The sequence below is a fragment of the Ornithinibacillus bavariensis genome, assembly GCF_018333235.1.
GTDB classification, from domain to species: domain Bacteria; phylum Bacillota; class Bacilli; order Bacillales; family Amphibacillaceae; genus Ornithinibacillus; species Ornithinibacillus bavariensis.
Window position 1 is genome coordinate 1 of record NZ_BORP01000004.1, and the last position, 14,275, is coordinate 14,275.

Sequence of the window (14,275 nt, forward strand, 5' to 3'; positions counted from 1 at the left end):
AATGAATATAAGGTTAATTTATGCTCTTGAAACGTATTTTCCATCAGAGGTGTTAATGATCAGTTTATCACCCTTGTTGATGAAGAAAGGAACTTGAACAACAAGACCTGTCTCTACTGTAGCTGGCTTAGAGCCACCACTAGCAGTGTCCCCTTTGATTCCTGGCTCTGTATCTACTACTTCAAGTTCAACATTATTTGGTAAATCAATTCCAATCATTTCACCATTATACTGAATGATGGATACTTCCATATTTTCTTTAATAAATTTCAATTCATGCTCAATTTGTGCGGAGCTAAGCTCAATTTGCTCATAAGAATCTGTATCCATAAACGCATGGGAATCACCAGATGCATATAAATATTGCATTTTACGGTGCTCAACATGTGCTTTTTCTACTTTTTCACCTGCACGGAAGGTTTTTTCCTGAATATTTCCGTTACGAAGGTTGCGAAGCTTAGATCGAACGAATGCTGCACCTTTTCCTGGTTTAACGTGTTGGAAATCAACTACTTGCCATACATCGTTATCTATTTCTATTGTTAAACCTGTTTTAAAATCGTTTACTGAAATCATTGTTTTCCTCCTTAATTACAACAACCAATTATAGCTGAATAAGTTCTTTGTTACTAGTGGTTAATCGTTCATTACCAGTTTCTGTAATGACAATATCGTCTTCGATGCGGCAACCACCAACATTTGGGATATAAATACCAGGTTCCACAGTGACAACCATGCCCGGTTCTAATTTCAATTCACTACGGAATGATAGCCCTGGCCCCTCATGAACTTCAAGACCAATACCGTGACCTGTCGAATGGCCAAAATATTCACCATATCCCTGTTCCGTAATATAATCTCTGGTCAAAGCATCCGCTTCTATTCCCGACATTCCAGGTTTGATCCCATTTACACCCCGTAATTGTGCTTCTAAAACGGTATCATAGATTTTACGTAATTCATCACTAATTTCCCCAACCGCTACTGTACGAGTAATATCTGAAACATATCCATTATATAACGCACCATAATCTAGTGTCACTAATTCTCCTGCTTGGATTTCTTTCGTTGATGCAACCCCATGTGGCATCGCAGAACGGAATCCAGATGCGACAATTATATCAAAACTAGAAGATGTTGCTCCTTGTTTACGCATGAAAAATTCAAGTTCATTGGATACTTCAATTTCCTTTACACCAGGTTTAATGAATCCTTGGATATGCTCAAAAGCAGCATCAGCAATCTCAGCGGCTTTCTTTAATATGGTTAACTCATCTGGTGTTTTAATCAGACGAATTTTTTCTATTATTTCACTTGTAGGAACTAATTCTGCATCCAATAAATTATTATAACGATCATATGTAGCATAGGTTACTTGGTTTTTTTCGAAACCCAAGCGTTTCACCTTTAGACGAGTTAACTGTTCCTTCACTTCTTCTTCAATTAACTGCTTATGTTCAACGATAGTAAACCCTTTTGCTTGTTCCTGTGCTTGCTCAGTATAACGAAAATCGGTAATGAAGATAGCCTCTTCCAAGCTAACAAGTACAATCCCTGCAGTACCTGTAAAGCCGCTTACATATCTCCGGTTAATTGGACTGGTGATCATGAGAGCATCAAGATTTAATTCTTGAAGTGCTTTTCTTATCTTTACAAGTTTTTCCATTCCATTCATCCCTTTCTTTTTAAGATAAATTAAAAAATCGGATATAAAATCACTACATAACGACTTTTTAAGTTTACCATAAATAGACAAAATTGAATATTGTTTAGAGAGACGAATAATACGATTTAATTAGAAGCTTTTTTTTCATCCTTTTTAATTGCGGCGCTTATAACACTATCATGATAATCAAATGAAATGGAATAACCAATAAATGTGCCATACACGATATACAGACACACACTAGATACAATCGTTTTCCACTCCAATTCTGTTACATAAGGCACATTAGGAAATATTGGATGAAGAACACAAAACACAATCCCCCATAGAATAAGACCATATACAATCCCCATCCAGATAGAATTTATTTTTTTTAAGAGGCCATAATATACCAGGGCTACCCCGATCGAAAGTACTCCAATAATCAGGATAGTAACTAACTCGCCTAACCAGGTGTCGGTCCATCTGGCTGTAGTCCACGAACGAAGTACATAGGACTTAGCGGAGACTTCAATAAAATTAAATTTGTACATAAAAATTCCGATTAAACTTGCTAGAATTCCGCCAATAAAGCCGGTTAAGAGCGACCTACCTAGAAGAGTGGATGAATCCTCCTGCTGCGTATCGTGTTTTTTTTCTGCCATTGAAAACACCTCCAAGAATAGTATCACCCACCAAAGAAAATACTATCATAGAAAAAAGCACTAAATTTGATGAATTATCGTTGAATATTTTGGATGAATAGGGATAGAATTATACTAGATTAAAAAGTTCGTTTTCTATTTAAAATAATGAGATAAAATAGAATTACAACGTATAGCTTAAGAAAGGAAGTTTACAATGAGAAAGGGCAAAGCATCATTTATTATATATGGGCTTATCATACTAGCAGCAATCGGAATAGTTTGGAATCTAGTTACGAATCCAGCTGGTTTTCTCACCAATATTTTAATGATGGTAATTATGGGATTAGTCCTATTTGGCATTCTATATTTTGTTGTATTTGGTAGAAGAGGATCCTCTTCTGAAGAAAAAAAATACAAACAGGCAGTTCGTCAATCGAAGTCGAAATATACACAAAATCGAAATACAGTGCAAACTTATCAAAATCAACAGCCTAGTACAATAAAGAAGAAAAACAAAAAACGCCCGAATCATTTGCGAGTAATTGATGGGAATAAGGCAAAACGTAAGAAGCGAGCTTCCAATTAATGGAAGCTCGCTTCTTTACATGCTCCAGGTTTTTAAAAAACGTTCCGCTTCCAAACGACCACTGTTTATCAGCTTTATTTTTGTTTCTTCATTAATCATAAAGTTGGTTGTCTGGACGTTCTTTACCGGTATGAAAATAATGTTATTTTTCTCAGATTTTGCAACATATCTTGCATCATGGGCTTGTTTCATGGTTGCAAATAAGGCATGAAGCATGTCTAGTGCATTTTTAATCCTTTTTGGAGTACTTCGCTCTGGGCTATCACTTAGCTTTAGACCAATAATCGGTCTAGTTCGTTTATTCGTTTCACTATCAAAGACCCAAATTGGAAAATTACTTAGTAGACCACCATCGACCATAAGGCTTTTCTCTTTACCAATACCCTTTAGCTTCTTAGGCATAAAGAAATACGGAAAACCCGCACTCATTCTCACTGCCTTGGAAACAGGGAAATTATCTGGATTAATTCCGTATACTCGTTCTAAATCATCTGGAATAACGACTAGTTTTCCTAGGGTCAAATCACTTACAACAATTTTTAAATAGCCCTTTTTGATATCACCAAATGTATATATTTTCTTCTTAGCTAGTTGATAGTAAATCCATTGCTCAAACTTATCCCCTTTATTAATTCCCATCTGAAAATAGAGAAAGAACCATTTACTCGCTGGTATTATACGAGTAATTCGTGGAGAATCTAATAATGTTGTTAAGTCGAGTTCTTCTAGTAGTTTTTCTAGTTCATCTATTCTGTATCCTGCTGCAATGAATGCTGCAACAATTGCACCAGCAGAAGTACCAGCAACACGTTCGAATTCGAATTTATTCTCTGTAATCATCTCTAGTGCACCTAGAAAAGCAAAAGCTTTAACGCCACCACCCGAGAAGACACCATCTATTTTCATCCAATATCCCCTTACAATTGTTTTTTATTATGTGTAAGCGAATTTGGATAAATTTAGAACGCTCAATGGTTGGTTTATTTTTCATTTTCCTTTTGCACTTTACGTAAATCTTCTATTCGCTGTTCATCTTCTTTGAAATATTTCACCAAATCGACTAAGCGGTCGATGGAGTTCCAGCTTAAATGGTGTTCAATCCCTTCTACATCATTATAGATATTCTCCTTGTCCACACCTATAATTGCTAGAAAGTCTTCTAATAATTCATGACGGAATACTAACTTCTCGCCAACTTTTTTGCCCTTCTCTGTAAGAATAAATCCCCGATATTTTTCATATAAAAGATACTCACCTTTATCTAACTTCTGAACCATCTTCGTTACCGATGATGGATGGACCTCTAATGTCTCAGCAATATCGGAAACCCTGGCATACCCCTTGGTTTCAATTAAGTTATAGATAATTTCAATATAATCTTCCATACTAGGTGTAGGCATTATGATCTCCTCGATTCAAGAATAATTTTTATCATAGGCAAAATTGTTTCTAATTCGAGGATACAGGAAAAAACTATAGGAAACAAGTTATTAGCTAATATCAATATATCGCCACAAACCTCTTATCCCACAAAACAATAATCGAAATGGGAGGAGAATAATTTCTGGAGCCCAGAAAAGAATATCTGCTATCATTTCTCCAATGGTATACCGATCCCCCACGGATTTTCGGCGTCCTCTAGCTTTTTCTCTTTTTCTTTTCCACCAATCTTTCATTCCTCATCCCTTCGTTTAGTTTATATACATTCAGGGAATTGAATTTGTTCCATTATGTTGTTGACGATTTCTGTTATTTGTAGTTTGTCGGTTTTAATCTTATTTTCAAAGATTTCATCCTGGTATCCTTCCAGGCATTTATCAATTTGCTGGAAACACCAGTTTCCTTCCTCTTCCCCACGATTTAATAGCCTGTGATGAATCGTTTCCTTTTTCGCTGTAAGCAGAAAATGAATCGTATTTATATCTACTTCGCGAAATCCAGTTAAAATATAGTGTAAATAATCTTTTTTATAAATTGTCATTGGTACAATTAATGGCTTTTTATATTCATTTTTGATTGCTTTTGCAACGTCTACTACCAGTTCCTTCCAAAGGATTAAATCTTGAAAATCATCGGTTTTCTCATGCGGCTTCTTTATATCATCTGTGATGATATGTCGGAGCATATAACCCACTACTTCTGGATCATATATCATGCTGTTTTCGATATGTTTATGTAATTCATTGGCGACACTAGTTTTTCCAACTCCAAAAGCACCATTAATGAGAATGATCATGATTTATACCACCTGTTCGTTATTTAGTATTAACTTTAGCATAATACGGATATTCAAATAATTGTTTATGACGGTTTTAAAGATCATATTAATTCGAACTTACATTTGAATTGATTTCTATTGGCTTGCTTTAATTCATTTCTGTTCTAATTTCTTTTTAAAATGAATTCAATAGTAGCTCTTAACATCACTTTATACTCTATTCAAAATGATATTTATAGAATACTACACTTACTTCAGCTCTTAATTCAATCCGTAATGAGGTTTATCGCAATTCTAAACACCTTTATAACTTAAGACTGGACCGTGTTTATCGTCAATACGTGTACTTTGAAGGTTGCATTAAAAATGGCTATTGAACTTATTAAAATTCAATAGCCTTCTTGTTAATATCTTATAGTCCACATTTCAATTGTGCTCCACAGCTTGTGCAAGTGTTACAGCCACCAATGTCTTCTACTTTACCTTCACGACAAACAGGGCAAGTGTCACCTACTTCAGAGCCAATCGTTACATCTGTTGATTTTAGTTCTTGGATTGTATCCATTAATACTACCTTTTTAGGCGTATCAGGTTCTTCAAATAGCTCTGTTTGCTCGAAGTTGTTTTCTTCTGCCTTTAGAGTTAGAACCTGAGTGTCACGGCTACCGTCTACATAGACAGTACCACCTTTAGCACCGCCGCGATACAATCTTCTGTATACACTCTCAACCTGATCCACAGTGTATCCCTTTGGAGCATTTACAGTTTTGGAAATAGAACTGTCTACCCAGCGTTGGATAACACATTGTGTATCTGCATGTGCTTCTGGTGATAATTCCATTGCAGTTACAAACCAATTTGGTAGGTTTTGTGAATCTGCTTCTGGATGTTGATCCAGATATTCTTGTACAATATCTGCTTTTACTTCAATAAATTTACCTAATCTTCCGCTTCTGAAGTAAGAGAAGGAGAAGTAAGGTTCAAGTCCAGTTGAAACTCCAACCATTGTACCAGTGGATCCAGTTGGTGCAACGGTTAGAAGATGGGAATTTCGAATTCCATATTTTAGAATATCTTCTCTAATGTCTTCTGGCATTTTTTTCATATATCCAGTATTAATAAATGCTTCGCGAAGCTTCATTGTTTCTTCCTCAGTATCTCCCACCAAGAACGGGAAGCTTCCTTTTTCCTTCGCTAGCTCGATTGATTCCCGATAAGCTGTCGTAGCAATGGTTTCGAATATCTTATCTACTAGTTCATTTCCTTCTTTTGAGCCATACTCTGTTTCACAATATATTAGTAAGTCATGTAATCCCATAACCCCAAGTCCTACACGACGTTCGCCAAGTGCTTGTTTTTTATTCTCTTCTAGGAAATACGGTGTCGCATCAATGACATTATCCTGCATTCTTACGCCCGTTTTTACTGTTTGTCTTAGCTTCTCGAAATTTACTGTCTTCGAATCTTTATTTGCCATAGCACCTAAGTTAACTGCTGCTAAATTACAGACAGAAAATGGTGCAAGTGGCTGCTCACCACAAGGATTTGTCGCTACTACTTGCTGGCCATAGGCCTTTGCGTTCGTCATGTCGTTCGCGTTGTCAATAAAGAAAATTCCTGGTTCTGCAGAGTATGTTGCACAAATATTTATAAGATTCCATAACTCTTTTGCTTTTATTCGGCGGTATACACGTACACCGTAACCCATCGCTTCCCACTGACGTACGTCACCAACTTGATGCCAGTTCTCGTTATAAGCTTTCATTTCCTCTTCAGTATAATTTTCTACATCTGGGAATTTAAGCTCATACCACGTATCATTTTCTACGGCTTCCATAAACTCCTTTGTGATACATACTGAAATATTAGCACCTGTTAAGAACTCCGGGTTATGAACAGCATACGTTCCGCCGGTTCTTAATTTCTCTTCTGCTTCTCGGATTACAGAGCTAGTAAATCCACCTTGTCCAGGAATGCTCTTATAATTCAACACTCCTTGATAAAGATCTGATTCTGTTTCAGTTAATGGAGTAAATTTCAGTTTTTCTTGCGCTAGTTTCTTAATTTGTTCATCTTCGGTATTTTCAATTAGATAACGCAGAATTCTCGGATTTTGCATTTTAGAAATAATAAACTCTATGATATCGGGGTGAGAATCCACTAACATTATCATTTGAGCTCCACGTCTTGAACCACCTTGCTCTACAAGATGTGTCAGCTTCGCAATATCATCCAACCAAGAAACTGATCCAGATGATTTTCCATTTACTCCTCTTGCTAAAGCATTTCGTGGGCGTAGTGTTGAACCATTTGTTCCAACTCCTCCACCTCTACTCATAATTTCCATAACCTGTTTACGGTGTTCAGAAATCCCTTCACGAGAGTCTTTTACATATGGCATTACGTAGCAATTAAAATAGGTTACTTCTGTATCTGATCCTGCTCCATATAAAACTCTTCCTGCAGGGATAAAATTCAAATTAGATAATTCTTGATAATACTTTTCAGTCCATTCCTTACGTAAATCCTCTGTCTGTTCTACACCCGCTAAGCCAGTTGCATTTCTTTTAGCGATTTGCTCGTAGAAAACCTCTAGTGGCTTGTCAATGACATCTAACCCACGTTTTACAACGCCAGTCTCCGCTTCCTCGCCCTCTAGGACAGATACGTAGTCAGGTTCAACTTGTACAAAGGCCTCGTTATTCACCCGATCAATTGATTTAATAAAGCCAAGACCTCTTGCTGGGAATTTCGGATCCGCTTTGACAGTTAGAACAACAAAATCCCCTTCTTTTAATGTCTTTTTCTCCGTATCTTTAAATGAATAACGGTCTAACATAACTAGGCGTGATACACCCTTATGTAGTAGTTTCATGTCTTCTGTAATTGGATGTACTTGTGGAAAAAGTTTGATGTCTTCATTAAGCATATCCACATTAATGTTTGTTTTCGATTCGACAACCGTAGACATTTTATCGCTCCCTTTTACAAATTTCTTAATCTATTAAATTAGATTTTAATAAAAATACCATACCATATTTAAGGATTGGATTACAACATATTGTGTACCCGTTTTTTAAAAACCACAACATATGGAAAAATATGCACATTAGATTATTTTTGTCAACTTGCAATAATGAATAAAAAACAAAGAAAATAAAAGATTTATAGTGATAAGCTCATAAAAATCCACAAAAACGGATACTTTTTATTATTGCACTAGATTATTCATTATGATAGCAAACGAAATAATTCAAAATTCGACATTGGTTGGCTATTTCTGTCCAGAGAAAAACTTTGAAAAATAGATAGTTTCAGCCTATAATGAAATAGTATAAATGGAAAGTCGGAGGAATAGTTTAATGAAATATATTTTATTGGCACTCATTGTTGTAATCATCATCTCAGTATTTCGTTATTTTAGACAACGCAACTATCTTAAAACCTTAACAGAAGACCAATTCCGTGAAGGCTACCGAAAAGCACAATTAATTGATGTAAGAGAACCGCAAGAATTTAAGAACGGCCATATTCTTGGTGCTAGAAATATTCCTGTTACACAATTAAAGCAACGCTTAGTAGAAATCCGTCCTGATAAGCCAGTATATTTATATTGTGCTAGTGGTGCACGTTCCCAACGTGCTGCACAAATTCTACACAAAAAAGGATACAAGGATTTAAACCAGTTAAAAGGTGGATTTAAAAAGTGGACTGGTAAGGTCAAACAAGGATAATAAACTAGCTATTTCACTTCTTAAATTAAAAAACAGAGGAACACTCCAGAAAGGATGTGTTTCTCTGTTTTATTCGTTTTCATTATTTATTCTACATCTAATTCTAACCACTCATCGGATTCCTTAAAACCAAACTTTTTATAGACTGGTCTCCCTAATTTCGATGCTCCAAGCCACAACTTGGAAACACCAAATTCTTTCGCGTCGTCAACTAACTTATTTAGTATACTTGTTGCTATCCCCTGTCCACGATAGTCCTCTTTTGTGAACATATTGGTAATATATCCTTTTTTCCCGGTCTTGTTTGTATATGTAGGTGGAAAATCATAAAAGACGATTGCACCACAAGCAATAATCTCTCGTCCATCCTCAACCAGAATCTGAATTAAAGTATCCTCATTTAGCTTCTCTTCAAAGAAATTATATAGTTCTGTATCTATGTCAATATTAGGATCAATTCCCTCATCTAGTAATTGTTTCTTTCTTAGTTCTATCAATTGACTAATATCATCTACGTTTGCTTTTCGATAGTTCAACATGTGAGTAGCTCCTCTTGTTGTTTAACTTATAATCTCTTACTCCGAAACATTTTATATGTATCTGGAAGTTAAGCATATCATTTTTGGTATGGATTGTATCCATAATTATTTTCATTAATACGGAATAACTATAATTAGTCTACTTCTTATTATTTTTTATTAGCTCCTCCCTTATTTTCTTAATTTCTTCCGTCTGGTCAATAAGATTATTATTAACCCTCCTTATCGCGTCGTAAGTTGCAAATAAACCAGCGAAAATCAGTACTAAAAATAATAATTCCATTCTTCTCCCGCTTTCTCTACTAACTGATTTCACACAATTAACTTCTTTAACTGGCCTCTCTTTTACCCTGCCAATAATGATTAGATTCAAAAAGTCTCGTTACTAACATTATAGTTAAAAACCCTGCTGAACCTCCTAAAGTATTTAAAAGAAGATCGTCAATATTAAATGTTCTTCCTCCAACCAATCCTAAATATGCCAATACTACTTGATAAATTTCTATTATAAGACTTGAAAGAAATACTGTTAGTATAGCGATTGAACTTCTTTTCACTCTGAATAATACGGATAAGTATACCCCTAAAGGAAACAGCATGATCAAATTATAAAATGATAACTTTACAGAATGCCAAAAGAACCAGTCAAACCCCTTATTTTGGTAAATGCTTATCCAATCCCCAATAAAATAAAAAGGTACTAATTGAAATTGCGGTATAAATTCTTTCTGAGGAGGTATGTAAATTCCGCCAGTTGTCAGTTGAATGACATTAAGTATATAAAATACAAAACTATAAATAATTACCCTCTTTAGGAGGTTGCTAGTTCTATTACGTATGAAATCAATGATGATATACAAGATTAAAAATACTAATCCTATTTCTACTACGTCAAATATTAACAACAATTTAGAACTTCCTTCCCTAATCTCTTCCATGTTATAAACGATCTATAGGGGTACACCCTTATGCCTATAAACCTCAATCACCTTTCACGTTTCCTAATTTCCCCGATAGTATTTAACATCAAATATACAAAAATTAATGATAACAGATAAGCAATTATAGGTTCTATTGTCTTCCCATATAGAATTGAATTAAAAAAAAGCAATGTTGAGAAACCAAAAAGAATGATTAAGTAAAAGTAAAATACTGATAAAGGAACTAAATTTTATCCCCCCTCACTCCCAGATTAAAAATTTCTAGCATGAATGGTTCTACTTTTGAACCTATACTGTTATCGAAACTCCTAGTCACCTCAATACTAACATAATATTCAAAAAATACGCATAAGAATTTCAATAGAAAAACGATTAAAATAAACTGGACCCAAATGTTACTTATAAGTTCAGTTATGATAATCGTTTTGTTGATCTTTTTATATATGTTATTAAAGTATGCTTAAACACATTTAGCTGGTGTGATATACATCACATCTATGGCGAGATATAGATGGATATTAGGTTTCTTCCTATACATAGAGATATTTCAACCTAATTGAATCGCTCGATCAATCTAATATTCGCATCATATATTTTGTAAAGTCAAGATAACTACTCTTATAATTGTTCAAATATATTCATCTTGCTTACAATATCGACATCTACCTCTTCTACGATAATAATAGGAAATTGCCGCTAGCCCTAAAGCTAGCCCCCATGGAAGCCATGTCAACATTGGTCCAATCGTACCTCCGATTTCACTGATGACAATTCCCTCAGCATGGACCATCTGTAATGATACCGCTAAAAATCCCACGGTAAAAATAAAGCCTGCAGAAGTTAATACGATTGCTACTATTGACGCAGGGATCACTGCGAAAAGAATTGGCACTTTTTTTCCCCCTAAGAGAGGTACCCACTTTGGAATAAATTCTCCCCATTTTTGAATTAACCCAAGTGTTAAAAGCCCTCCAACTATACATAATCCACCAAAAACCCATTCTGTTAAAGTAGCGCTCGGATTTATCCGTACACTTTCTTCTAAAAACTTATCGTCCACACCAAGTGGTATACCAAGTGCCCAAGCAAATCTTGTAATTGCATATGGCAATGGCGCAACTACCGCGGTAATTGTTATCCATTTTCCCCATCTTACTAATACAAAAACGTTACCATTTTCTTTTCTACCACATCCTAGGCAAGCATTACGTACTTTTCGTTGATACGAAATAACAGTAAATATCCAGAGCAATGCACCAATAATACAGATAACTTGATTCACCATCTGCCAAGTAAATGCAAACTTAAACAAAAAGGCGTAAGCAATCGCTGCAATTAATCTGAAATCAGGGATAAAAAGAAGTAAAAAAATAGCAAGGCTCCATGAAAACAGAATGATAAGCCAAGACGGTAGGACTCTCCCCCACTGAAAATGCATAGCTAAACTAAAAAACACCCCTAGAATACAAATCAGACAAATAACGCTTGATCCTACTTGAGAAGGTAGGTATGTGATTAATGCCGAAAAGATACCTGTACCGGTTTCCTGTATAAAAGGATAGCCCGCCCCTCCTTGTAACCAATAAAAATTCATAATCCCATAGATGACAGACCAAATTAATGCTGCATATCCAAGCAAGGAATGCCACCTTACCTGATTAACCTCTTTTTTATTTACACCCATCTCCATTTAACTCAATCCTTTCTATATGTTCTTTATAGAAAGGATATATCAGTAAGATGTTCATTAAGGTGACCTGAAGTTAAAGTTTTGTTTAAATTTTCTTACCGAAGCTTATGCAAGTTCCCGTAGAAGAAGTCGATATGTCCCATTCTAAACACATCTCCTTCATCATCAGTGTAACAATTGAAAGCCCTATTCCAACTCCTTTATTTTCTGATTCATGTTCAAACCCTTTTCCCCTATCCTCTATCACGATGAATGTTGATCCATAACGTTCAACCGTTTTAATCCCAATATATCGACCCAATCTGGCATGTCGAACGATATTTTGTATTAAATTATCCAAAATACTTTTTAACCAAATAGGATCTACATTCCAGCGTAACGATTTGTCAGGTAAATCAATAGCTATTTCAAACTGATATTTTTCCAATATCGGATACCATTCAGCAATAACTTTACGGATTTCGTCTAATATATCTATCTCTATTATATTCATTGGATGTTTGCCAGCCGAAAGCAGTGTGTAAGATAGTAGATTATTGATCATGTTATCCATATCCTCTAATTTATTTTCAACAATTTGAAGTGAAGCTATTTCCTTAGAGGTATCAGAAGCATTTTTTACAGAATATACATGCTGCCTGATAACGGTCAGAGGTGTCCTTAAATCATGCGATATATTAGCAATTAGCTGCTTTCGCATATTTTCTTCCTTTTGCTCATTCGCTCTACTTTTATTTAACTGGTTGACCATATCGTTAAATGCACTTTCCAACCTACCAATCTCATCCATCCTTTTAATATCTACTTGATCTGGGACTCCATTATTCCCTGGTACGGACATTGTCATCTGAAGCTGGACAAGTCGCTTTCGTATTTTGTAGAAAAATAACCAAGAGATTACAATAAAAAATCCGATAACACATAGGAAAAGTGCTATAAATATATAATCTTTAGACAAACTGCCAATATCTGTTTTCGAAAGTGGCAATTGAAAAACGATTACTCCCTGGTTTGAATCATTTCCAATTAAAGCCGTAGTCGTATACATCTCTTGAGGTTCTCTATTATTTAAATAGGTGTCCACAAAAAATTTTCTTTCCTCCATAAATTTAAGTGAATCAGCAAATGTCCATTTATCTGGAATATTTTCTGGTCGATCATCTATAAATCTTGTCTCGCCGTTAACAGTTATCCAAAAAATTCCCGCTTCAGGGTAATTATTTTTTATTGATTGAAGTCGGTGTTCAATAGCTTCTACACCTTGACCATCTAACTCGACAGCAGTATTTTGCCAAAGTGTTTCCAATTCCTGTGTAGCATATAGCTTATGATTAAATAGAATAGTGTAGGAATAGTAAACCGCAGGAATTAGTGGAAAAAGTGCTAGAGCGAATAAAATAAGTAACAAATATCGAGACATTAATGATTGTAAAATCTTCATGATTTCATCCTATATCCAATGCCACGAATTGTTTCAATTATTTCCGGTCGACTTGTATCAATCTCAATTTTTTCACGTAGGTGGCGAATGTGAACCATTAACGTTTTATCTCCATCTATGTATGCGTCTTTCCAAACAGCTTCGTATATTTGTTTTTTCGTTAAAATTTGATTCAAATGATCTAACAAATACATAAATATATGAAATTGTTTACCTGTTAACACGATATCTTCTTTGGTTATTGTATTCACGATGCGATTTATCTTCTGGTCAATTCGTAAATGCTTTATCTCCAAGACAGCCGATTCAACAACTCCAAATCGTCTTACTAGAACTTGAATCCGAGCAATTAACTCATCTGGATGATACGGTTTCGTCATATAATCATCCGCGAAAGAGAGACCCTGCAACTTATCTTCCATTGATGTTCTAGCTGACAGCATCATAATCGGTATATTCGGGTACCGCTGCTTCAAACGCTGACCAACTGTATATCCATCTAAACCCGGTAACATAATATCTAGAATAACAAGGTCAACCTTTTCCATATACTCGATAGCTTTCTCCCCTGAGGTAATCCAAATGACTTCATATCCAGATTCTATTAAAAAACTACTCACCCATGCTCCGATTTCTTGATCGTCCTCTATATGTAATATTGTTGTCTTCATAACCTAGTCATGTACCTCCCACAAATACTTCTCTCTATAGACTGCTTAAGATACCATACACAATCCCAACAACCTTCATCGCTTTCCACTTTAATATTAACATAATATTCCAAATACACTATAGATTTATATAAAAATAATCGACCATCCAATAATCGCAACG

16 protein-coding genes are annotated in these 14,275 nt (G+C 35.2%); 2 read left to right on the forward strand and 14 right to left on the reverse strand.

Annotation, left to right across the window (positions count from 1 at the left end; all coding sequences use genetic code 11):
* Positions 1-18: 18 nt before the first annotated feature.
* The 3 genes from efp to KI338_RS10560 form a co-directional block, all read right to left on the reverse strand.
* Positions 19-576, reverse strand: coding sequence for an elongation factor P (efp, locus tag KI338_RS10550; RefSeq protein WP_212920977.1), 558 nt, complete (start codon positions 574-576; stop codon positions 19-21).
* Between the two features lie 28 nt (positions 577-604).
* Positions 605-1,666 carry a M24 family metallopeptidase gene (locus KI338_RS10555; protein ID WP_212920978.1) on the reverse strand — a complete coding sequence of 354 codons (1,062 nt, stop codon included), beginning with the start codon at positions 1,664-1,666 and terminating at the stop codon, positions 605-607.
* 125 nt (positions 1,667-1,791) lie between these two features.
* Entirely contained in the window at positions 1,792-2,310 is a 519-nt protein-coding gene (locus KI338_RS10560; protein WP_212920979.1) for a YqhR family membrane protein, read from the reverse strand.
* Between the two features lie 196 nt (positions 2,311-2,506).
* Between KI338_RS10560 and KI338_RS10565 the strand changes: the two genes are divergently transcribed.
* Positions 2,507-2,878 (forward strand): SA1362 family protein, encoded by a 372-nt coding sequence (locus KI338_RS10565; protein ID WP_212920980.1) that lies wholly within the window; start codon positions 2,507-2,509, stop codon positions 2,876-2,878.
* A 15-nt stretch (positions 2,879-2,893) separates the two neighbouring features.
* Here KI338_RS10565 and KI338_RS10570 read toward each other — a convergent pair whose 3' ends face one another.
* The 5 genes from KI338_RS10570 to KI338_RS10590 all read right to left on the reverse strand — a co-directional run bounded on the left by KI338_RS10570 (position 2,894) and on the right by KI338_RS10590 (position 8,067).
* Positions 2,894-3,784 (reverse strand): patatin-like phospholipase family protein, encoded by an 891-nt coding sequence (locus KI338_RS10570; protein ID WP_212920981.1) that lies wholly within the window; start codon positions 3,782-3,784, stop codon positions 2,894-2,896.
* A 74-nt stretch (positions 3,785-3,858) separates the two neighbouring features.
* A complete protein-coding gene (gene mntR, locus KI338_RS10575; RefSeq protein WP_212920982.1) occupies positions 3,859-4,278 on the reverse strand; it encodes a transcriptional regulator MntR in 420 nt (139 codons plus the stop codon).
* A gap of 90 nt (positions 4,279-4,368) precedes the next feature.
* On the reverse strand, positions 4,369-4,554 hold the full coding sequence (locus KI338_RS10580) for a hypothetical protein (protein ID WP_212920983.1): 186 nt from the start codon (positions 4,552-4,554) through the stop codon (positions 4,369-4,371).
* Between the two features lie 20 nt (positions 4,555-4,574).
* Entirely contained in the window at positions 4,575-5,114 is a 540-nt protein-coding gene (locus tag KI338_RS10585) for an AAA family ATPase (protein ID WP_212920984.1), read from the reverse strand.
* 394 nt (positions 5,115-5,508) lie between these two features.
* Positions 5,509-8,067 (reverse strand): vitamin B12-dependent ribonucleotide reductase, encoded by a 2,559-nt coding sequence (locus KI338_RS10590; RefSeq protein WP_212920985.1) that lies wholly within the window; start codon positions 8,065-8,067, stop codon positions 5,509-5,511.
* Between the two features lie 391 nt (positions 8,068-8,458).
* On the opposite strand from KI338_RS10590, the gene KI338_RS10595 reads away from it, so the two are divergent.
* Positions 8,459-8,830, forward strand: a complete 372-nt coding sequence (locus KI338_RS10595) for a rhodanese-like domain-containing protein (RefSeq protein WP_212920986.1) — start codon at positions 8,459-8,461, stop codon at positions 8,828-8,830.
* An 86-nt stretch (positions 8,831-8,916) separates the two neighbouring features.
* Here the strand turns inward: KI338_RS10595 and KI338_RS10600 are convergent, their stop codons facing one another.
* From KI338_RS10600 to KI338_RS10625, 6 genes are all read right to left on the reverse strand, one after another.
* The gene (locus tag KI338_RS10600) at positions 8,917-9,366 is read right to left on the reverse strand and encodes a GNAT family N-acetyltransferase (protein WP_212921291.1); all 450 of its coding nucleotides are present in this window, start codon (positions 9,364-9,366) and stop codon (positions 8,917-8,919) included.
* A gap of 142 nt (positions 9,367-9,508) precedes the next feature.
* Entirely contained in the window at positions 9,509-9,685 is a 177-nt protein-coding gene (locus KI338_RS10605; protein WP_212921312.1) for a hypothetical protein, read from the reverse strand.
* A gap of 13 nt (positions 9,686-9,698) precedes the next feature.
* Positions 9,699-10,277 carry a VanZ family protein gene (locus KI338_RS10610; protein WP_244853550.1) on the reverse strand — a complete coding sequence of 193 codons (579 nt, stop codon included), beginning with the start codon at positions 10,275-10,277 and terminating at the stop codon, positions 9,699-9,701.
* Between the two features lie 661 nt (positions 10,278-10,938).
* Positions 10,939-12,000, reverse strand: a complete 1,062-nt coding sequence (locus KI338_RS10615; RefSeq protein WP_212920988.1) for a hypothetical protein — start codon at positions 11,998-12,000, stop codon at positions 10,939-10,941.
* An 85-nt stretch (positions 12,001-12,085) separates the two neighbouring features.
* Positions 12,086-13,441 (reverse strand): sensor histidine kinase, encoded by a 1,356-nt coding sequence (locus KI338_RS10620; RefSeq protein ID WP_212920989.1) that lies wholly within the window; start codon positions 13,439-13,441, stop codon positions 12,086-12,088.
* Complete coding sequence (locus KI338_RS10625; protein ID WP_212920990.1) at positions 13,438-14,112, reverse strand: response regulator transcription factor; 675 nt, start codon at positions 14,110-14,112, stop codon at positions 13,438-13,440. Before KI338_RS10625 ends, KI338_RS10620 begins: the two co-directional genes overlap by 4 nt.
* Positions 14,113-14,275: the final 163 nt, after the last annotated feature.

Excerpts from the sequence above, each read along its gene's own strand:
- efp (WP_212920977.1), bottom strand. The coding sequence starts at position 576 with ATGATTTCAGTAAACGATTTTAAAACAGGTTTAACAATAGAAATAGAT.
- KI338_RS10615 (WP_212920988.1), bottom strand. The coding sequence starts at position 12,000 with ATGGAGATGGGTGTAAATAAAAAAGAGGTTAATCAGGTAAGGTGGCAT.
- KI338_RS10560 (WP_212920979.1), bottom strand. The coding sequence starts at position 2,310 with ATGGCAGAAAAAAAACACGATACGCAGCAGGAGGATTCATCCACTCTT.
- mntR (WP_212920982.1), bottom strand. The coding sequence starts at position 4,278 with ATGCCTACACCTAGTATGGAAGATTATATTGAAATTATCTATAACTTA.
- KI338_RS10620 (WP_212920989.1), bottom strand. The coding sequence starts at position 13,441 with ATGAAGATTTTACAATCATTAATGTCTCGATATTTGTTACTTATTTTA.
- KI338_RS10555 (WP_212920978.1), bottom strand. The coding sequence starts at position 1,666 with ATGGAAAAACTTGTAAAGATAAGAAAAGCACTTCAAGAATTAAATCTT.
- KI338_RS10585 (WP_212920984.1), bottom strand. The coding sequence starts at position 5,114 with ATGATCATTCTCATTAATGGTGCTTTTGGAGTTGGAAAAACTAGTGTC.
- KI338_RS10590 (WP_212920985.1), bottom strand. The coding sequence starts at position 8,067 with ATGTCTACGGTTGTCGAATCGAAAACAAACATTAATGTGGATATGCTT.
- KI338_RS10570 (WP_212920981.1), bottom strand. The coding sequence starts at position 3,784 with ATGAAAATAGATGGTGTCTTCTCGGGTGGTGGCGTTAAAGCTTTTGCT.
- KI338_RS10595 (WP_212920986.1), top strand. The coding sequence starts at position 8,459 with ATGAAATATATTTTATTGGCACTCATTGTTGTAATCATCATCTCAGTA.
- KI338_RS10565 (WP_212920980.1), top strand. The coding sequence starts at position 2,507 with ATGAGAAAGGGCAAAGCATCATTTATTATATATGGGCTTATCATACTA.
- KI338_RS10580 (WP_212920983.1), bottom strand. The coding sequence starts at position 4,554 with ATGAAAGATTGGTGGAAAAGAAAAAGAGAAAAAGCTAGAGGACGCCGA.
- KI338_RS10625 (WP_212920990.1), bottom strand. The coding sequence starts at position 14,112 with ATGAAGACAACAATATTACATATAGAGGACGATCAAGAAATCGGAGCA.